Here is a 19,797-nt window from a genome sequence, read left to right on the forward strand (position 1 = left end):
ACATTGTAGACAGGTACAAGGTTTAAAAACCATTAAAATGTCATATAAATTTGTCATAATGAAATAAAAGAGTCATATAGGAAAATAGATCCATTATGTTGTTTGCTATTTTTAAACAGTTTTTTCTACTAGGTTGCATGAGTTTTGGGGGGCCAGCGGCGCACTTAGGTTATTTTAAAAACCATTTTGTTGATAACTTAAAGTGGTTAAATAATCAACGTTACGCGCAACTGATCAGTTTAAGCCAAGCCCTACCAGGTCCTGGCTCAAGTCAAGTTGGATTTGCAATCGGTGTTGAACGCCATGGTTTGCCTGGCGGCATTGCAGCCTTTATTGGGTTTACGCTGCCTTCTTTGTTGATCATGCTGTTATTGGCACTCAGTGCACATCAGTTTGACAGTATCTACTTTGCAGTCGTTACTGGCCTTAAGCTTTTTGCCGTGGTGATTGTGGCAGATGCAACACTGAGTATGGCAAAGAGCTTTTGCACTAGCTGGGTATTAAAAGCATTAGCCTTAGCAAGTACAGTACTACTGATATTGCAGCCAAACCTTTTAAACCAAATCGCTGTACTTGTTATCGCAGCAGCTATTGGCGCTATTTGGCCTTTAATAAAGTTACCTCAAAACACCGATGCCACTTCAGCAAAAACAACTCACATTCATTGGGGTGCATTGGGTTTATTTGCCTTGTTGTTGGTTCTGAGTTTTGCCCCCTTAGGTGACCACGCAGCACTGTTTGCTCCGTTTTATCAAGCTGGTGCAATGGTATTTGGAGGCGGTCACGTTGTATTACCCATTTTACAAGCAGGCGTTACAGAGCTAAGTACGGAGCAGTTTTTAAGTGCCTACGCCAGTGCTCAAGCTGTACCGGGTCCTATGTTCACTATAGCCACTTATTTAGGCACCCAGTTTTCAGGTGTAAACCCAGTGATGGGTGCACTCATTGCAACAACACTCATTTTTCTGCCGGGCTTATTGCTCATGTTCGCGTTACAGAAAAGTTGGTTGCAACTAGCTCAACGCCCTCGTTTCGCCAGTAGTATTGCTGCGCTTAACGCAGCGGTCGTGGGGTTTTTAGCCGCTGCACTGTATTCGCCTATTTGGACTTCAGCAGTACATAATATCTGGCACATAGCCCTTGTTGTTGCTGCTTTTGCTTGGCTTCGACTGGCAAAACCACCTATTTGGTGGCTTCTCATTGGGTTTATTTTTGTGGGTCTTGGCCAGCAGTATTTGCCACTTTAATCGTCGGTTTTACACTACTAGACATTGTCGTTGCAGGGCTAAACTGCCCTGTAACACTTTGATAAGGCCGTAAGTCAAACAAAGGTAGTACCGCTAATAGATGATCCATGATTTCTGCTTGTAAATGCTCATAAGATATCCAGCGCTTATCTTCACTAAAACAATAAAACTCAATAGGTAGGCCATGATTAAGCGGCTGTAACTCTCGGACCATTAGTGTCAGCGAGCTGTTTATTTTACTATGCTGTTTTAAATACCCTTCAGCATAGCGGCGAAATAGCCCTAGGTTTGATACTGGTTCGGGTAATGAACTTAACTTAATGTAATCTTTTAAAACAATGGCCTGCCCCAATGTACGCGTGAACTCATCATCCGCAAGACGAATACTGTTCATGTCAATATTCAATGATCGCTTAATACGGCGTCCACCTGATTCCTGCATGCCGCGCCAATTTTTAAATGAACCAGCCACCAGCATATACGTTGGAATAGTGGTAATTGTGTTATCCCAGTTACGCACTTTAACCGTGTTTAAACCGAGATCTATCACCTCACCGTCTGCGCCATAATTTTCAACTTGAATCCAATCACCATAAGTCACTAGACGATTCGCGGCGATTTGAATACTCGCTACAAAACCAAGAATGGTGTCTTTAAAAACAAGTAAAGTGACGGCCGCAATTGCACCAAAACCCGACAGAATATACGTAGGCGATTTTTCAAGTACGATACTCACGATCAAGATTGCACAAACCATAAAGGTCATTAGTTTAACAACTTGGATCAACCCTTGAATAGGTACCTCACGGGCAAACTCAAGCTGATTGTAAATCCCACCCGCAATACTCACTATACTGCTGATAATAAATCCGATATGAATGACAAGCAGTGTTTGCCCAATGATTTTAAACACTTCCGCAGCAAATTCCCCGACCGGATAAATACTATCGAACGTGGCTAAAAATAACACGCAACATAGCATACCTGCAAAGCGACGATTCAGCTTGGTTAGCATAGGCGCAAGTGAACCGATACGCTCTGGTGATAGCTTGGTCACCACAGCCTGAATGCCCGGCAACATTAGACGACCGGTAAATAAATACACCAAAAGCAGAGTGCACACACCAATCGCTGTGGCAGTCAGCGCACTGAAAAATGTGGCATCAGGCACCCCTTCAAACCATGGCATAATGAGTTGCTGTAAATGTGTTTGTTGAGTCACGGTATTTCAATCTCCTTATCATCCAGTATGACAGGATCAGCATAGCGTGGTTTATATGCTTTAGCTAACTCGCTATCTTTTGCTATCCATATCTGATTAATACTTTTTTGAAACTGCGCCCTAAACGCCGTGTCTTGCTGATAATTACCTAATAAATGGGGGCTTACTGGTGTGAGTGTAATGGTGACTGTTATTTTATTTAACTGGCCACGAAGAAAACTACCACAAATATGGTTACTTTTAGCGTCATACACCAAAGTGGTGTTAAGTATGGCATCAAATTGCTCCCCTAGCACTTCTAATGCAAAAGCCACACCGCCGGCTTTTGGCTTGAGTAAGTACTTAAAAGGGCTATGTTGAGTACGGTGCTTTAGAGCAGTAAAACGCGTGCCTTCAACAAAGTTAATTATGGTTGTTGGGTGACTGCGAAAGTCTCGACAACTGCGCTTTGTTCGCTCTACATCGAGTCCTTTTAGTTTCGGATTACGTGCTACCTGCGCCTTCGATACCCGTTTCATAAATGGCATCCCCATTGCCCATGCACCTGAGCCAATGAGAGGCACATACTTCAACTCATCTTTTAAAAAGAATTTTGGCGCTGGTAGCGCATCTATTGCACTTAATACAACGATATCAAGCCAACTTAAGTGATTTGAAACTAACAAGTACCAGCCATGCTTATTGACATCACCCGCGATGTTGACATCCAACTGCGCATTACTCAGACGCAGGCCTAAACGATTACCACTACACCAGCCCTGATAAGCACAGTGTAATAAGTCACTGATCCACTTAAAAGGTAAAACGAGTTTAATAACACCCAGTATTAAAACTAACGTGCCCCACAGCAAAGTGTTGCTAAAAAGTACCGTGCCGACAAACAGGCCATTAAGCCAATTTGGTGTGATTTTATTTAGCATGTAAACTCGCTTTTTATGATCATTTAGATTGCTGTTCTAACTGAATAATTTGCTTTTCTTTTTCTTCCCACAAGCGGTTTAACTCCGACTGAAAGCGCACTCTAAACTCATTATCAGCAGTGTAATCACCGATTAACTCAGGGCTAACAGGTAATACCTCAACGTGAACATTAATATGTTTCACTCGACCGCTGGCAAAGTCGACAAACGTTGGAATACCATCAGGGTATTGAATGGTCACATTAACCACTTTTGAAATTTGTTCGCCCATTGCTTGCATGACAAATGCAATACCACCCGCTTTAGGTTTAAGCAAATGTGAGAACGGGCTATTTTGGCGCTGATGTTTTACATCGGTAAAACGAGTTCCTTCAACAAAGTTGACAATACTCACTGGCATTTCTTTAAATTTTTCACAGGCTCTTCGGGTTGTTTCCAAATCTTTACCACGTAATTTTGGGTTCTTCTTAAGTTGGCTCTTGCTGGTACGCGTCATAAATGGAAAATCCAATGCCCACCAAGCCAAGCCTAAAATTGGTACATAAATTAATTCTTTTTTTAAAAAGAAATTTAGAAATGGAATTTTTCTATTGAGTAATCGCTGTAAAACTAAAATATCAACCCAGCTTTGATGATTGGCAATAATCAAATACCAATCTTTAAGTTGCAACGACTCAAGACCTGATACATTTAGCTCATAAGGTGTAAATAGATTCTGATTTAGCGAATTGCACGTTACCCACATGCTTGCACACTTTTTGGCAGCCCAGCTCATCGCTTTTTGTAGCGGTTTAATAGGCAATAACTTTATAAGGCCAAAAATAAAAATAGGAATAAACCAAAGCACAGTATTTAAGGTGTAAAACACAATACTAAAAACACAGCGAATTATAGACATTACTACTCAATTCCTTTCATTAAACGTGTCTGTTGTTAATCTTCAAAATAGGTATACCCAGCCAACCCAGCATTAAGCTCTGTTAAAAACTGCGCTTTTTCGGTGTCACTTACTGATAATGTTGCGATTGTTGTAGCAAAGTTTTCAGCTAAAATTTCGCTATCATAATCAACAAACTTTAATACATCCTTAACGCTATCACCTTTTATGGCATTAGTGAGTTGATAGCCTTGCTCATTTAGCTCCACATGCACTGAATCGGTATCACCAAATAGGTTATGAAGATCGCCTAATATTTCTTGATATGCGCCTACCATAAACATCGCAATATGGTATTGCTGCCCTGCTACATACTCAGGTATAGGTAGGCTTGTTTCAATGCCTGCGCCTTCAACATATTCCCGAATTTGGCCGTCTGAATCACAGGTTATATCTTGAATAATTGCGCGTTGTGTTAATGGCTTATCCAAGTTTTCTATCGGCATCACAGGAAACAGTTGTTGAATACCCCATACATCGGGTAGTGACTGAAATAACGAAAAGTTCACAAATAACTTATCTGCTAGCTTTTCATTTAAATCATCTAATACTTCGCGATGGGCACGTGCATTACTCAAAGACGCGCGCACACGATGTAAAATAGTGAAGTATAACTGCTCTATTTTTGCCCACTCCAACATACTCACTAATCCATGTACATATTGGTCATGCGCTTCACTAAATAAGTGCATCGCATCGTGGTAGATTTCTAAGGCCATGCGCGGGGTTAAACGTTGTAAACACTGCCACATTTCATCAAGCACTAGCACGCTATTTGGTTCTGGTGCACTTGGGCTTGAGTGGTTTGGGGCTTTTTCAACATCAATCACATCAGTGATAAGTACAGCATGATGAGCGGTAAGTGCTCGCCCTGATTCTGTAATAATAGCAGGGTGAGGAAGCGTGTGTTGCTCACACACTTCAGCAAACGCATTAACCACATTACGAGCATATTCATCAACGGTGTAATTCATAGAGCACGCACTGCGAGAACCTGATCCCTCATAATCAACACCTAAGCCACCACCCACATCAACGGTATTCAGCGGCACGCCCAATTGAGTAAGCTCAGCAAAGTGACGAGCGCACTCGCGTAAAGCGCGGTGAATGTCACGAATATTGGCTATTTGTGAACCAATATGGAAGTGCACCATTTGCATTAAATGTAATTTATCATGCTGTTTAAGCACCTCAACAGCGCTTAATACTTGGCCTGCGGTTAGTCCAAACTTACCTTTTTCCCCCCCCGTATTTTGCCACTTACCTTTACCCACTGAATTTAAACGAATGCGGATACCTATCGCAGGTTCAATGCCTAAGTCTTCAATTTCAGTTAACAATGTGGTTAATTCTGATAATTTTTCAACCACTATTTTAACGTTATGTCCCATTGCCTGACCTATACATGCAAGGCGTAAAAACTCGCTGTCTTTGTAGCCATTGCATACAATGGTAATTGGGGAAGTGGCTACACCAAGTATTGCCATAAGCTCAGGCTTAGAGCCTGCTTCGAGCCCCACTAAACCACTCGGGTGCGCTAATAGTTTACTTACCACTGAGCGTTGTTGGTTAACTTTAATGGGGTATACACAGGTGTACTGACCTTGATAATCGCGAGCATCGCGTGCTTTACAAAATGCACTAGTGAGCGTGTCTACTCGATTTTGTAAAATATCAGTAAATCGTACCAGCACAGGGAGTGTTAACCCTTGCTTTTTAAATTGCTCTGTGAGTTCGCTTAACGAAATTGCCGTTTTAGTTTGATCACTATCAGGGTAAGCGACCAACTCGCCTTGGCTGTTTATATCAAAGTAACCGTCACTCCAATGTGCAACGTTATAGGTCGCGCGTGCTGTGTCTAAACCCCAAGTCATGGCAAATTCTTCTATAGTTAACAAGTTTCGCAGAATCGCGTATTTTAGTACTTCCATAGCTCCTACGCTAACAAAAATTAAACTTTAAGCCAAAGCGAGAAGAAAATATTCGCTATACTGGTAAAAATTTAATTGAGCAAAACGCCAACCACTGGCAGAATTGCCCCCTTTTTCATACTCAACTTAAAAGTGTAGCTAGCGACATGGCAAATTTAGATCAAAGCAAATGGTTTACCGAAATCAGTGAACGAGACGGCAGTGCGTTTTCTCTACGTATCAATAAAAAGTTAGACGAAAAGCAATCTCCTTTTCAAAAAGTTGAAATGTTCGAAACCACTGACTTTGGTAACTTAATGATTATTGATGGCTGCACAATGGTCAGTAGTCGTGAAAACTTCTTTTATCATGAAATGATCAGCCACCCAGCATTATTAGCGCACCCACACCCTAAAAATGTAGTGATCATTGGTGGCGGCGACTGCGGTACGTTACGTGAAGTGTTAAAACATACAAGTGTTGAGTCGGTAACACAAATCGATATCGATGAAGTCGTGACACAAATGTCACTGAAATATTTTCCTGAATTGTGTGAAGCCAACCAAGACCCACGAGCAACCGTAATGTTTGATGATGGAATTAAATACATGCGCGAAGCAGCGCCTGAGTCCATCGATGTAGTTATTGTTGATGGCACAGACCCTGTGGGCCCTGGTGAAGGACTATTCAACCATGCCTTTTACACCAGCTGTTTAAAAGCATTACGCCCTGGCGGCATCATGGTGCAACAAAGTGAATCTCCACTAATGCATATGCCTTTACTTGTCGAAATGCGCGATGCAATGACTGATGTGGGGTTTGGCGACTTACAAACCTTACCCTTCCCACAGCCTATTTACCCAAGTGGTTTGTGGTCTGTCACGCTCGCTCGTAAAGGTGAAGTATTTGCAGGTTTCAGAGAAGATGCAGCCAAAGAGCTTGCGCAAATCACCGAGTATTACAACAGCGGTATTCATTATGGTGCGCTTGCAACACCAAACTTTATGAAGCGCGCATTTACAAAAAAATAAAATTGGGGGAACGCTTCCCAAAGTTGATTTGAATTTACATGTCATAACAAAGGGGCTTTGTAGCCCCTTTTGCTTTAATGGTTTTTTTAAACCTTAAAACGCTTCACTAAATTGCTTAGCTCACCGGTTAGTTGATTCATTCTAAGTGCTACATCTTCCGTCGAGCGCGCAAGCTCTCCCCCTTGCAGTGTTTGATCATTAAGCGATGATAAGTTGTGACTAATCTCTTCAGAAACAGTCGTCTGCTCATCTGTAGCATGCGCCGTTTGCATCGCCATTTCATTAACTTTAACAGAGGAACTTTGCATCGCGTTAAGTACATCGTTTGTCTGTGAAAATGACGCTACGGCTTCGTCTGCAAACCTTTTTCCACTATTAATTGCTGACAGTGATTGCTCAACACTTGTAGCAAACTGCTCAACCATATTTTGAATGTCGTTGGTGCTTTCTTGGGTCCGAGTAGCGAGCGTTCTCACTTCATCTGCTACCACTGCAAACCCACGCCCTTGTTCACCCGCTCGAGCTGCTTCTATAGCCGCATTGAGGGCAAGCAAATTCGTTTGCTCTGCGATTGCGCGTATTACCTCTAACACTCTGGCAATATTGTCTGAACTTTGTTGTAACTCAGTTGATTTATTACTAGCGTGTTCCATATTTTCAGATAGCGCAATAATTTTATTACTTGAACTGGCAACGGCACTCAATCCATCTTTTGCCAAAGACTGAGAGTTATCAGCCTCTTTAGATGATTCTTGAGCCACACTGGCAACTTCTCGACTGGCGACACTCATTTGGTGAACCGCACTCACAATAGACTCAGAAGCTTGACTCAGCTTGTGGTTAACATCACTGTTTTGATTAGCAAACTGGTTTAAATCGCCTCCTAGGTTATTTAATTCATTCGCTTGCACTAAAATATCGCGTATCAGCTGCTGTAAATTATCTAAAAAACGATTAAATGCGGTTGCAAGCTCTGCAAATTCATCTTGGCTCTTAATTGTAATTCGCCCAGTTAAATCCCCATCACCGGATGCTATTTCATTGATTCTGTTTGTTACATAATCCATTTGTTTAGTAAGTTGACGCGGTATTTGATAACTAAACCAACCTGCAACCGCAAGAATAACAACGATCATAAAAAGCAGCAGCCATTTAGTGCTATTAATCTTGTCAATGAGCTTTTGCTTTTCTATTTTAGACACTGATTCGGCACGTTCCCCTGCTTTGTCTAAAATATCTCGTAAAGCGTCAAACTCTCGATTAGCCGCTTGTTCATGCGATTTATTTTGAGCAGCGTTTATATATGCCTCTGAAGCGGATAACCAACGAGAAAATGCTGAATCAAAATTACTGACGCTTTCGGTAACTTCGGGATAAATCGACAGGTAGCTTAAGTATTGTTTAAACCGATCTGCGACCTGTTGCGCATTTTCACTGTGGCTTTGTAATTCATCTGCATCGCCTTTTTTATTGGTGACTAAGTTGAGCTCAGCGACTTTAGCTTGATAAAGATCTCTATCAGCATTTAAAACAACCGAAATAGCATTTAAAAAGCGAACTGACTGGGTCTCCAGTGCAGCCTTTTGCAAATTAATTAAATAGGTGTAACCTGCAATCAATAAAACAATAGCAATACCTAATAGCGCAATAGGTAATGAACTTTTGACACGAATACTTTGTAATTTCATCTATTACCTCAACTCAAAATGTTCATCACATTAAAGTATAAAGATAGTTGAAAAATATCGTATTGCCTAAGTCAAAATCGCCATTGCGCATTTAATGCAATTTGTTGTTGTGAAATACGTGGTGATAACCCCATTAATGGGCGATTATCTGCTTGGCTGCGTAACGCAGAAGCTTCGGCTCCCAGTTGCCATTGCTGATTTAATTGGTAGCGCCAAGTGGCTGTAATACCCTCTCCATGACTCGCATTAGGGTCAAACGCCCAATCATCTTTGTCAGTCACTTCAAAATAGTCATAACGTATCGAAAGTCGGTGCAGTGCTAATTTATGACTTAATAAAATGAAATGGCTATAGAATCGATTATCAACTCCCCGCTTAGCCCCCATCGCTGTACTACCAGACATCATCTGTGTAATTAAGCGCGTTTTACGGGTGAATTTGTACAACCATGCTGCACTTGAAAAGCGCGTATCCCATGCGTATTGCCCCGTGCTGTAATTAATTGCAGCTGGATCACCATTATTATCATAATAATAAAACCTAAATTGAGATTGTTTTAAATAATCCCAGTGCATACCAATGTAATACCCATAACGTCCGTCAACTTCTTCAAATGGTAATACCTGATTAGCTTGAAACTGAAGTTGTGGAGTATTGAGTGAAGCAACAGGCGCAAATGCGATACCTTCATTAAATGTTGTTTGGCGGTCATGCAGTGCAAAGCCTCGCCAAGCCAATAACGTGCCGGCAGGATCATTTCCTTTAAACGTTGCGCCAACAAATGAGAAGCTATGTGCACTGTTAAAGCTTCGACCAGGGCGCTTTATCGTGGCTTCAATGCCCAAGGTCCGGAGCTCTTCACCTACCCACGAATTAATAGCTGAATTAGTATAATTATAAGGGGACAACCACCCCATATCTGGGTTTTCTAGTGATAATAATGGGTAGAAGCCGCCAACCCGTACGTGCCATTTATACTTATTCTGAGTAAGAGGTTTGTACTGCAAGTAAGCTTGTGTAAAGCCCACTGTCGGTTCAGGATCTTGATAAGCATTTATTACACCATGGGCAGACCATGCAGAAGTTAAATCAGTGCGAAAATCAAGTAACCCTTGCGAAAGTAACACCCCCTCTGTATCACTATCAAAGCGATACAAGCCGACACCGCGCTCCTGCCAACTTGTTTGCGAGTCCGCATTAATAGCACTGACCTGCAACAGCCCTTTTACGTGTGCACTGACGTTAAACGTAGTAACCACGGCAATAATAGAAACAGTGTTTAATATATGTTTAATAGTCATCAAATTCATCCACACCAATAGCTACGCGCGGTATTAATGGTTGTTTAAGTTGATAGCGCAAAGCCTCACTAACAATACTTACAGCCTTTGACTCGATTGAGCTGATATCGGCAAACCCCTCGTGCCACGAATTTAATGTGTATTCGCCAACGGGGACATCTAATGTCACTTGGCCTTGCTCGTCAGTGATACCGTAGTACGGGCTATCAACAACCACAATATAGCCCAACATCCAGTCATGTATGTTACACCCAAGCTCAACGACGCCAGTTTGCTCAAAAGTAATGGGGGCTTGTGGCTGCTCACGGTATAACTTCAATTCAAACGACTTACTTTTGGAAAATGAGTACACGTGATGCATGATCGAGTCTGCATTCGGAAAATCAACCTGACCATTTTGCTCTACCACTAAAATATGCGGGGTGAATTGACGATCTTTCTGCCCCATAGTGAACATTTCCTCTGGCTTACGAGGCACCGAAATAGGGGTTTTAGCTTGCAACCAAACAACCACATTTGGCTGTACTTTTTGGCCTTGGTTATAAACCGTAATGGTGGCGGCTTGACTGCTGAACGCCAATAAAGTTAATAAGATAGCACTAAGAAGCTTCATCTGGATGACAATATTATTATTTGATTTGATTTATTATAGACATATTTAAGTCGTATTTTCAGATATTTTAATAACCTTTTAATTATAAGCTGCAAATTGAATACGTATGCAGCCACCTCGTAAAACCTCGCTTGGTCATTTATTCTAACTGCGCACCCATCAAATCAGTTGGACACACAATGCGATTATCTCTACTACTATTGGTTTTACTCTCCAGCAGCAGCTTTGCCAAGCAAGCGATTGTTGAATCACCTAATAAAAAAATAAAAATAATTATTTCAGATCAAAACTCAGCGCCTCATTATTCAATTAGTTTTAACGATAAAAAAGTAATAGAAAATTCTTCTTTAGGATTTGAATTTAAACAACAGGCTCCTTTTAATACTGGCTTTTCTTTATCACATGTTACTCACAATAAAGTGAACGCTCAATGGGAACAACCCTGGGGTGAACGTCAAACCATTCTCGATAAACATAATGAAATAGCCGTAACATTCACTAAACCGGCTCCTCACGGCGGCACTTACACGGTGCGTTTTAGAGCCTTTGATAGCGGTGTTGGATTTCGTTATGAAGTGCCTGCTCAAGCTGGTTTTGAAGACATACAAATAACAAAAGAACTGACTGAGTTTGCTATTGCAGGAGCTAATCAAGCACGTGCGTGGTGGATTCCCGCGCGCGGCTGGAATCGCTACGAATATGTTTACAACACAACGCCTTTGCAAGACGCAGCATTAGCGCATACACCATTTACATTTAAAAATGCTGATGGTGTGCACGTTAGTATTCATGAAGCCGCATTGGTAGATTTCGCAGGCATGGTGCTTAACCAGCGTCGCCCTGGTACTCTGCAAGCAGATTTAACCCCCTGGTCAGATGGGATAGCCGTTAAAAAACAAGGGGCCTTCAATACCCCTTGGCGTACAGTGCAAATAGGTGAGAAGGCTATTGATTTAATTAACTCTGACATTATCTTAAACCTAAATGAGCCGAATAAATTAGGCGATGTTTCCTGGGTTAAACCGGGTAAATATGTCGGTATCTGGTGGGGCATGCATATCAATGAAACCACATGGGGTAGCGGTGAGAAGCACGGCGCCACCACGAAAAATACCAAATATTATATGGACTTTGCCGCTCAGTATGGCTTTGACGGCGTATTAGTCGAAGGCTGGAATTTGGGCTGGGACGGAGATTGGTTCTTTAACGGCGATGTATTTAGCTTTACTCAGCCTTACGATGACTTTGATATTAAAGAGCTGACTCGCTACGGTAAGCAAAAAGGCGTGCAGTTAATTGGCCACCATGAAACGTCAGGGAATGTCAGTAACTACCGTAACCAAATGGAAGATGCTTTTGCGCTCTACGAAGAATCAAATGTTAGCCAAGTTAAAACAGGTTATGTCGCTGATGGCGGTAATATTAAACGCATTGATGAAAACGGCATTGCCCGCAAGGAGTGGCACGATGGTCAATTTATGGTGAATGAGTACCTACACAACATCAAACTTGCCGCTAAGCATAAAATCAGTATTAACACGCACGAACCAATTAAAGACACGGGCTTGCGCCGTACTTACCCTAATTGGATTGCTCGTGAAGGTGCTCGAGGCCAAGAGTTTAATGCATGGGGCACACCTCCTAATCCGCCAGAACATATTCCGATGCTTGCTTTTACTCGCATGTTAGCAGGCCCAATGGATTTTACACCGGGCATTTTTGATATGAGTTTTAATGGGTTGGGCGCCAACACCAATCGCCCACAAACAACACTTGCAAAGCAATTAGCCCTTTATGTTGTTGTGTATAGCCCGATTCAAATGGCTGCAGATTTACCGCGTAACTACTTAGCGAAACCAGATGCATTTCAGTTCATTCAAGACGTACCGACCGATTGGCAGCAAAGTATTGCCCTTGCAGGTGAAGTTGGCGACTATGTTGTGTTTGCCCGTAAAGAACGAAAACGTGACAACTACTCAGGAAATGACTGGTACTTAGGGGCCGTGACTGATGAGCATGCACGTACGATTGATATTAAACTCGATTTTTTAGAGCCTAATAAAGTATTTGAAGCACAAATCTACAAAGATGGTGATAAGGCAGAGTGGAAAAACACCCCTTACGATATCAAGATAGAACAACGAATCGTAACAGCCAAAGATACGTTATCGATAAAGTTAGCGACAAGTGGCGGCACTGCAATTAGGTTTAAAGCGATTTAAGCCCGCTCATACAAGTATGTACTTAAGCGCGGCATTTACCGCGCTTTATTGTGCTTAGGAAGATCGTTACACACAGCACAATATACATTTTTATGGTAGTTATAAGCCCGCCTTAAAGCAAAAACGGTGATTGATATAACAGACCACGATGCACCAAATTCTAGACAGTATACTAACTCCCTCCCCTTCAAATACTGCACCCCAGCCAGCAAAATAAAGATAATAGGTAAAGCGATTATGTATTGTAGTAACCATTTTTTTAATGGCATATCAGTCACCTTAAACCTCATAACTCCCCTCTCGAACAAAACATGCGTATTTATTTCATCGGCAATAATATTTGTGCGCTTAAACCACCTTCTGGGCGGTTAATTAGTTTGACTTTACCGCTATGCATATCAATTATTCGTTTGATAATAGCTAAACCTAGTCCACTGCCTTCGCTGCCTCGGGCTGCATCACCTTGCTTAAATGGTTCAAATACGGTTTCCAATTCACTTTCTGGAATACCTGGGCCATGGTCGTTAACCATAACAATGGCATACTTTTTATCATGACTTTGCGCGGTTTGAACCTCGATATCGCCGTCAGAATAACGAATGGCATTTTCGATCATATTGGTTATTACGCGCTTGATTGCCACCATACTTAACGGCACATTATTGAGGTTTGGGTCTTCAATAAAGCGAATACTACGTTGATGCTTTTGTTCAGAATGTACCACTTCAGAGACAATCGCATTTAAGTCCTCTAACGCTAACTCTTCACGCTTATGATGACGTAAATATTCGATAAATTGATCGATAATGGCATTCATATCTTCAATGTCGTAAATGATGCCCTCGCGCAGATAGTCCTCTTCTGCTGACATCATCTCGGTGGCCAGGCGAATACGTGTCAATGGTGTGCGTAAATCATGCGATACGCCCGCCATTAATAATCGTCGATCGTTCTCAAGTGCAGCGATACCCCGCGACATTTGATTAAACGCTCTAGTAACCTCTATAACTTCTGTCGAACCATGTTCTTCAAGCTTGGTTGAAAAATCCCCTACCCCCACCTTAACAGCTGCTTGTTGCAATTCTTTTAAAGGTCTATTTAAGTGCCGTGCAAATAACCACCCACCCAAGACACTTAAAAAACCAATACTTGATAAGTAAAAGGTCAAAAATTCAAGGTTGTTATCTTTAAACCCTGTGAGCGGTACCTTTACCCAATAGCCTGGCGCTTGTGGTGCTTCGACCCAATAAATTAATGGGCCAATTTGGCTGATCCGCACTCGCGCAGAGCCATTTAATTGATCTGACATACTGCGTGATAACATAGGATACTCACGCGTTTGCCCAAGCCCTTGAATCATTGCTTGACGTTGGGTCATCACTTCAATGCCCGTGATTTCAAAGAACTTATTTGACACCTCATCACTAATCTCAACGCCATCTTCCCAATCAATAAACACGGTTTTAATTTGTTTCGCGAGGATAAGATTTGCTTGCTCTATCGTTGGCTTAACGACATACAGACTCACAGTGATGTAGGACACAACTTGGTTTATGAGCAACAACGCCGCCACCAAAAACACCGTTTGCCCAAATGCACTTTTGGGAAACATATTCATAACAGGTTATTTTTCGCCATCAGGAACAAATACATACCCTAAGCCCCACACTGTTTGAATATAACGAGGGTTAGCGGCGTCTTCTTCAATCATTCGGCGTAAACGTGACACTTGTACATCAATGCTTCGTTCAAGTGCACTGTAATCACGCCCTCGCGCCAAGTTCATCAACTTATCGCGACTAAGCGGTTCTCGAGGGTGAGTCACTAAGGCCTTCAATACTGCAAACTCACCACTGGTGAGTGACATAGTTTTATCACCATGCGTCATCTCTCGAGTGGCGAGATTTAGTGCAAATTCACCAAAGCTAATTTCATTTTCTTCTGCGGCAGGAGCGCCTGGCACTTCTTTGGCACGACGACGTAAAATAGCTTTAATACGCGCTAACAATTCACGTGGGTTGAATGGCTTAGGGATATAATCATCTGCGCCCAGCTCCAACCCAATAATACGGTCAACCTCGTCACCCTTCGCTGTCAGCATGACGATAGGAATTTCGTTCTCTTTTTGGCGCAAACGTTGGCATATAGATAAACCATCTTCACCAGGCAACATTAAATCGAGTACCATCAAATGAAAGTTTTCACGCTCTAACAGCCTATCCATCTGCTCTGAATTAGCAGCACTGCGGACGATAAATCCTTGCTCTACCAAGTAACGCTCTAATAAACTACGCAATCGCATATCATCGTCGACGACTAATACTTTTGTGGTTTCGTGTCCCATAACTTTCATTCTTGTTGTTTTTGATTTGTTAGTAGTTAATATAAATGAAACTTTACGAATAAAAAACAAATTGCTGAATTAGATTGTTACACAACATGTCAAACAACTCGCTATAACACTAACAAGCAAATAGGCCGTCATACCTTTTAGCTTATCGATTTTGAGAAAAACAGTGAAAACCAACTTAATTACCCGAGAAGGGTACGCACAACTTCAACAAGAACATGACCACTTATGGAATGAAAAACGTCCCGAAGTGACAAAAATAGTGAGTTGGGCAGCCAGCTTAGGAGATCGTTCTGAGAATGCTGATTATCAGTATAATAAACGTTTACTGCGCCAAATTGATCGCCGTGTACGTTACCTTCGAAAGCGCATGCCTGACTTAAAAATTATTGATTACTCACCCCAGCAAGCAGGTAAGGTATTTTTTGGGGCATGGGTTGAAATTGAAAATGAGCAAGGTGAAATTTTAAAATTTAGAATTGTAGGCCCTGACGAAATTTATGATCGTAAAGATTACATTTCTATTGACTCCCCCATGGCGCGGGCTTTGCTAAAAAAAGAAGTGGATGATGAGTTTTATGTTACTACCCCACAAGGCAAAAAAGAGTGGTATATAAATAGTATTGAGTACACAGGCACCTAACGTAAATTATTTTTTAAAAAGAGGATAGCGTGTTAATTTTATGCAAACGTAACACTTACAATGCGGTATTTAACTCAGTTACCTATAACGCATTATGATCCTCACACGCCAAATTTCTTACTGTGCCCTTTCTAAGATAATTCAGATAAGGTTAATAATTGATTGTCTAATCTTCATTTGTAGATTATAACTTAAGTTACTCAAGTAATGCATTTCGCACTTGAGGTAGTAAAGAAAGGTCGTGTTATGACAAACCTAATACAGCGTATAATGAGTAATGCCGTGTTATTTGCACTCTTGATGAGTGTCAGTTTGTCTATTTTGCCCATGACTTTGACGATACTGCAAACGCTACGCCCTCAACCACACATTTTATTGCTTGCGACATCCTTGACCAAGCAAATCTTGACGTTGACATTGATACACATGCCAACGAATTTGATTTAGGCGCGCCTCAACCACCTCTTGAATCAGCACCATCACATTATGTAAAACCACAATTAGCTGCGCTTTTTAGTCGCGCTAGTGTGCGAGGGCCGCCAGTCTATTTCATTTAATTCATTGCTTTAAACAATATTAAATTTAATAACTCAAATGGTGGCTATAATGTCTAATTTCAAAGAATTACGTATTCAAGATGTATCTCAAGGTGTGTTATCTCATGTATATAGTGATACGCAACCGCAAGTTAATCTAGCTTCTCCGGCGCTAGAAATGGTCAATAACTTTACTAAAAAAGATCCCCTACGTGCTCACTTTGACACCAGTATTATTGATGCTTTATACCAAACAAGCAGTCAGCATACTGATTTTATTTTAGTGATTGATGACAGTGAAAAGCTGATTGGCCTTGTTTCAAGCGCTGATTTGCAAAGCTCAAAAATTATGATCCTCGCGCAACGGTTAAATATAAACCGAGCGGATGTTAGCTTGCGCTATGTTATGACTCCTATTTCTCAGTTGATTGGTGTTAGTATGCAAAGCTTAAGCTATGCCTGCATTGGCGATGCATTACAAACCATGGAACATCATGGTGCTATGTTCTTACTAGTCACGACTGCAAACAATGAGATTTGCGGCTTAATTTCGGCCAGAGAAATTACTAAAAAATTATCAATCCCATTACATATTAGCCCAATCGCTCATACGTTTAGTGAAGTGTTAGAGCAAGTTGATCACCCCCATTAGACGTATTAATAGCTGAATATACGCCTATGCTTTTAGCGGCCTTAAAGTATCTCTTTAAGGCCTTTTTATTACGCTGCTCTGTGATATTATTCAATCAGTCTATTGTGCCAGTAAAGCAATACTGGCTTTATTTTTCGTCTGAAAAGGTTTATGCATGAGCACACTCTCTGCACGTTTAGCTACTGAGCTAAATGCTCAACAGCAACAAGTTGTTGCTGCGATAAAATTACTTGATGAAGGGGCAACAGTTCCTTTTATTGCACGCTACCGTAAGGAAGTAACGGGTGGTTTAGATGACACCCAATTACGTTTGCTAGAGCAGCGCCTATCATACTTACGCGAACTAGAAGAGCGCAGAACGTTTATATTAGCCACCATTAAATCACAAGATAAACTAAGCGCTGGTCTTGAAGCTGATATCAATAATGCAGACAGCAAAACAGAGCTTGAAGATCTTTATCTCCCTTACAAACCAAAGCGTCGCACAAAAGGTCAAATAGCAATTGAAGCGGGTATCAAGCCACTCGCTGACGACCTATTCAACGACGCATCACTCGCACCTGAACAACAAGCAGAGCAGTTTATTAATAGTGAAGCAGGATTTGCAGATACCAAGGCCGTGCTCGAAGGCGCGAAATTTATACTTATGGAGCGTTTTGCCGAAGATGCAAAACTGCTGGCAAAGTTTCGTAGCCACATTAGCCAACATGGTCAAATTGAAGCTCGCGTCATTAAAGGGCAAGAACAAGCTGGTGCAAAGTACCGTGATTACTTTGAACATCAAGAGCCTTTAAAGAAAACCCCTTCTCATCGCGCACTTGCCATGTTGCGCGCGCGTAACGAAGGTATTTTGCAGCTAAGTATTAACCCTGAGCCAAACGCCGAAGATGCAGCGATTGTATGCGCTATTATGATTGCTGATCATTATCGTCTTGATATAAAAAATCAAGCGGCCAGTGCATGGTTAATGACGGTGGTACAATGGGCATGGAAGATTAAGTTAAGCTTACATTTAGAAAACGAGTTTTTAGCTGCTATGCGCGAAAAAGCAGAAACAGGCGCTATTGATGTATTCGCTAAGAACCTAAAAGACTTGCTAATGGCCGCACCTGCAGGTGCTCGCACTACTTTAGGCCTAGACCCCGGATTACGCACAGGCTGTAAAGTGGCTGTTGTTGATAGCACGGGTAAGTTACTTGCTTCACAAACCATTTTTCCTCATGCCCCACAAAACCACTGGGATAAATCGGTGCGAACGCTAGAGCAATTATGCCGCCAACATAAAGTAGAATTGATTGCGATAGGTAATGGAACAGCGTCTCGTGAATCGGATAAGTTGGTTGCTGAATTAATTAAATCTAACACTGAGCTGAAGTTAAATAAGATTATAGTCAGCGAAGCCGGGGCATCCGTTTACTCAGCGTCTGAGTTTGCAGCAAAAGAGTTTCCTGATTTAGATGTGTCTATCCGTGGCGCGGTCTCTATCGCGCGTCGCTTACAAGATCCTCTAGCAGAGCTTGTAAAGATTGAGCCTAAATCAATTGGTGTTGGTCAATACCAGCATGATGTTTCGCAAAGCCAATTAGGTCAAACACTCACGGCCGTTGTTGAAGACTGTGTGAATACAGTCGGTGTAGATTTAAATATGGCATCCGTTCCTTTGTTAACCCGTGTATCAGGGTTAAATAAAACCCTTGCACAAAATATTGTTAATTACCGCGATGCTAACGGTTCATTCTCTAAACGTTCAGAACTTAAAAAAGTTGAACGTTTAGGGCCAAAAGCGTTTGAGCAAGCGGCGGGGTTCTTGAAAATAGCTAACGGTAACGACCCTCTAGATAACTCATCCGTTCACCCTGAAGCTTACCCTGTTGTTAAGCGTATTTGTGAGCAAAATAGCTTAAATGTAAACAGTCTTATCGGTAATTCCGATTTATTAAATAAGCTTGCTGCAAACGACTATATTGATGACAAATTTGGTCTGCCAACGGTAACGGATATTATTAGCGAACTCGATAAACCAGGCCGTGACCCGCGCCCTGAGTTTAAAACTGCTGAGTTTAAAGCCGGGGTTGAAAAAATCGCTGACTTAAAACCTGGTATGATCTTAGAAGGTGTTGTATCCAATGTTGCTAACTTTGGTGCATTTGTGGATGTAGGCGTGCATCAAGATGGCCTCGTGCATATCTCAGCGATTACGAATAAGTTTATTTCTGATCCCCGCGAAGTAGTTAAAGCCGGCGATATTGTTAAAGTAAAAGTCGTTGAAGTAGATGCTGCGCGAAAACGTATCAGCTTTACCATGCGCTTAGATGATGACATTGACACTAGCAATAAATCGGCACCTGCAGCGAAGCAAAAGCCGCAAAGTAATGCTCGTGGCAATAATCACCAGCCTCGTGCCACTAAACCAAAACGCGATACGGGGAATGCCATGATGGGCAATGCGTTCGCCGATGCGTTTGCTAACGCAAAAGTGAAAAAGTAAATCAAAAATGCCGCAACATAAGTTGCGGCACTTTAAA

15 protein-coding genes are annotated in these 19,797 nt (G+C 41.7%); 6 read left to right on the forward strand and 9 right to left on the reverse strand.

Annotated features, from left to right (window positions below; all coding sequences use genetic code 11):
- Positions 1-95 precede the first annotated feature (95 nt).
- Positions 96-1,247: a chromate efflux transporter gene (chrA, locus tag ATS75_RS15815; protein WP_058561393.1), complete on the forward strand. Its 1,152-nt coding sequence runs from the start codon at positions 96-98 to the stop codon at positions 1,245-1,247.
- On the opposite strand, the gene ATS75_RS15820 is transcribed toward chrA, so the two are convergent.
- The 4 genes from ATS75_RS15820 to speA are packed head-to-tail and all read right to left on the reverse strand — an operon-like array spanning position 1,207 to position 6,200.
- Positions 1,207-2,436 (reverse strand): mechanosensitive ion channel family protein, encoded by a 1,230-nt coding sequence (locus tag ATS75_RS15820; RefSeq protein ID WP_058561491.1) that lies wholly within the window; start codon positions 2,434-2,436, stop codon positions 1,207-1,209. The two genes, chrA and ATS75_RS15820, sit on opposite strands and share 41 nt — an antisense overlap.
- Before the next feature lie 29 nt (positions 2,437-2,465).
- A complete protein-coding gene (locus ATS75_RS15825) occupies positions 2,466-3,389 on the reverse strand; it encodes an acetyltransferase (RefSeq protein ID WP_058561394.1) in 924 nt (307 codons plus the stop codon).
- Between the two features lie 19 nt (positions 3,390-3,408).
- Positions 3,409-4,287 carry an acyltransferase gene (locus ATS75_RS15830; protein WP_058561395.1) on the reverse strand — a complete coding sequence of 293 codons (879 nt, stop codon included), beginning with the start codon at positions 4,285-4,287 and terminating at the stop codon, positions 3,409-3,411.
- Between the two features lie 35 nt (positions 4,288-4,322).
- The gene (speA, locus tag ATS75_RS15835) at positions 4,323-6,200 is read right to left on the reverse strand and encodes a biosynthetic arginine decarboxylase (RefSeq protein ID WP_058561492.1); all 1,878 of its coding nucleotides are present in this window, start codon (positions 6,198-6,200) and stop codon (positions 4,323-4,325) included.
- A 203-nt stretch (positions 6,201-6,403) separates the two neighbouring features.
- Between speA and speE the strand changes: the two genes are divergently transcribed.
- Positions 6,404-7,267, forward strand: a complete 864-nt coding sequence (gene speE, locus ATS75_RS15840; protein ID WP_058561396.1) for a polyamine aminopropyltransferase — start codon at positions 6,404-6,406, stop codon at positions 7,265-7,267.
- Positions 7,268-7,353: 86 nt separating this feature from the next.
- On the opposite strand, the gene ATS75_RS15845 is transcribed toward speE, so the two are convergent.
- From ATS75_RS15845 to ATS75_RS15855, 3 genes are all read right to left on the reverse strand, one after another.
- Positions 7,354-8,955, reverse strand: a complete 1,602-nt coding sequence (locus ATS75_RS15845) for a methyl-accepting chemotaxis protein (RefSeq protein ID WP_058561397.1) — start codon at positions 8,953-8,955, stop codon at positions 7,354-7,356.
- 71 nt (positions 8,956-9,026) lie between these two features.
- Entirely contained in the window at positions 9,027-10,256 is a 1,230-nt protein-coding gene (locus tag ATS75_RS15850) for a hypothetical protein (RefSeq protein WP_058561493.1), read from the reverse strand.
- Positions 10,246-10,869, reverse strand: coding sequence for a hypothetical protein (locus tag ATS75_RS15855; protein ID WP_058561398.1), 624 nt, complete (start codon positions 10,867-10,869; stop codon positions 10,246-10,248). Before ATS75_RS15855 ends, ATS75_RS15850 begins: the two co-directional genes overlap by 11 nt.
- Before the next feature lie 179 nt (positions 10,870-11,048).
- On the opposite strand from ATS75_RS15855, the gene ATS75_RS15860 reads away from it, so the two are divergent.
- Positions 11,049-13,091 carry a glycoside hydrolase family 97 protein gene (locus ATS75_RS15860; protein WP_058561399.1) on the forward strand — a complete coding sequence of 681 codons (2,043 nt, stop codon included), beginning with the start codon at positions 11,049-11,051 and terminating at the stop codon, positions 13,089-13,091.
- A gap of 319 nt (positions 13,092-13,410) precedes the next feature.
- On the opposite strand, the gene envZ is transcribed toward ATS75_RS15860, so the two are convergent.
- Both envZ and ompR read right to left on the reverse strand, forming a co-directional pair.
- The gene (gene envZ, locus ATS75_RS15870) at positions 13,411-14,709 is read right to left on the reverse strand and encodes a two-component system sensor histidine kinase EnvZ (RefSeq protein ID WP_058561401.1); all 1,299 of its coding nucleotides are present in this window, start codon (positions 14,707-14,709) and stop codon (positions 13,411-13,413) included.
- A 6-nt stretch (positions 14,710-14,715) separates the two neighbouring features.
- Positions 14,716-15,435: a two-component system response regulator OmpR gene (gene ompR, locus ATS75_RS15875; protein WP_058561494.1), complete on the reverse strand. Its 720-nt coding sequence runs from the start codon at positions 15,433-15,435 to the stop codon at positions 14,716-14,718.
- Positions 15,436-15,607: 172 nt separating this feature from the next.
- Between ompR and greB the strand changes: the two genes are divergently transcribed.
- From greB to ATS75_RS15890, 3 genes are all read left to right on the forward strand, one after another.
- Positions 15,608-16,084, forward strand: coding sequence for a transcription elongation factor GreB (gene greB / locus ATS75_RS15880; protein WP_058561402.1), 477 nt, complete (start codon positions 15,608-15,610; stop codon positions 16,082-16,084).
- A 606-nt stretch (positions 16,085-16,690) separates the two neighbouring features.
- Positions 16,691-17,272, forward strand: a complete 582-nt coding sequence (locus tag ATS75_RS15885) for a CBS domain-containing protein (protein ID WP_058561403.1) — start codon at positions 16,691-16,693, stop codon at positions 17,270-17,272.
- A gap of 154 nt (positions 17,273-17,426) precedes the next feature.
- Positions 17,427-19,760 (forward strand): Tex family protein, encoded by a 2,334-nt coding sequence (locus ATS75_RS15890; protein WP_058561404.1) that lies wholly within the window; start codon positions 17,427-17,429, stop codon positions 19,758-19,760.
- Positions 19,761-19,797: the final 37 nt, after the last annotated feature.

Origin of the sequence: Pseudoalteromonas sp. H105 (assembly GCF_001469215.1) — a bacterium.
GTDB lineage: Bacteria > Pseudomonadota > Gammaproteobacteria > Enterobacterales > Alteromonadaceae > Pseudoalteromonas.

Bases quoted from the DNA above. Each gene is read 5' to 3' on its own strand.
- ATS75_RS15830 (WP_058561395.1), bottom strand. From the start codon at position 4,287: ATGTCTATAATTCGCTGTGTTTTTAGTATTGTGTTTTACACCTTAAAT.
- envZ (WP_058561401.1), bottom strand. From the start codon at position 14,709: ATGAATATGTTTCCCAAAAGTGCATTTGGGCAAACGGTGTTTTTGGTG.
- ATS75_RS15820 (WP_058561491.1), bottom strand. From the start codon at position 2,436: ATGCCATGGTTTGAAGGGGTGCCTGATGCCACATTTTTCAGTGCGCTG.
- ATS75_RS15855 (WP_058561398.1), bottom strand. From the start codon at position 10,869: ATGAAGCTTCTTAGTGCTATCTTATTAACTTTATTGGCGTTCAGCAGT.
- ATS75_RS15825 (WP_058561394.1), bottom strand. From the start codon at position 3,389: ATGCTAAATAAAATCACACCAAATTGGCTTAATGGCCTGTTTGTCGGC.
- ATS75_RS15850 (WP_058561493.1), bottom strand. From the start codon at position 10,256: ATGACTATTAAACATATATTAAACACTGTTTCTATTATTGCCGTGGTT.
- chrA (WP_058561393.1), top strand. From the start codon at position 96: ATGTTGTTTGCTATTTTTAAACAGTTTTTTCTACTAGGTTGCATGAGT.
- speA (WP_058561492.1), bottom strand. From the start codon at position 6,200: ATGACTTGGGGTTTAGACACAGCACGCGCGACCTATAACGTTGCACAT.
- ATS75_RS15860 (WP_058561399.1), top strand. From the start codon at position 11,049: ATGCGATTATCTCTACTACTATTGGTTTTACTCTCCAGCAGCAGCTTT.
- ATS75_RS15885 (WP_058561403.1), top strand. From the start codon at position 16,691: ATGTCTAATTTCAAAGAATTACGTATTCAAGATGTATCTCAAGGTGTG.
- ATS75_RS15845 (WP_058561397.1), bottom strand. From the start codon at position 8,955: ATGAAATTACAAAGTATTCGTGTCAAAAGTTCATTACCTATTGCGCTA.
- ATS75_RS15890 (WP_058561404.1), top strand. From the start codon at position 17,427: ATGAGCACACTCTCTGCACGTTTAGCTACTGAGCTAAATGCTCAACAG.
- ompR (WP_058561494.1), bottom strand. From the start codon at position 15,435: ATGGGACACGAAACCACAAAAGTATTAGTCGTCGACGATGATATGCGA.
- speE (WP_058561396.1), top strand. From the start codon at position 6,404: ATGGCAAATTTAGATCAAAGCAAATGGTTTACCGAAATCAGTGAACGA.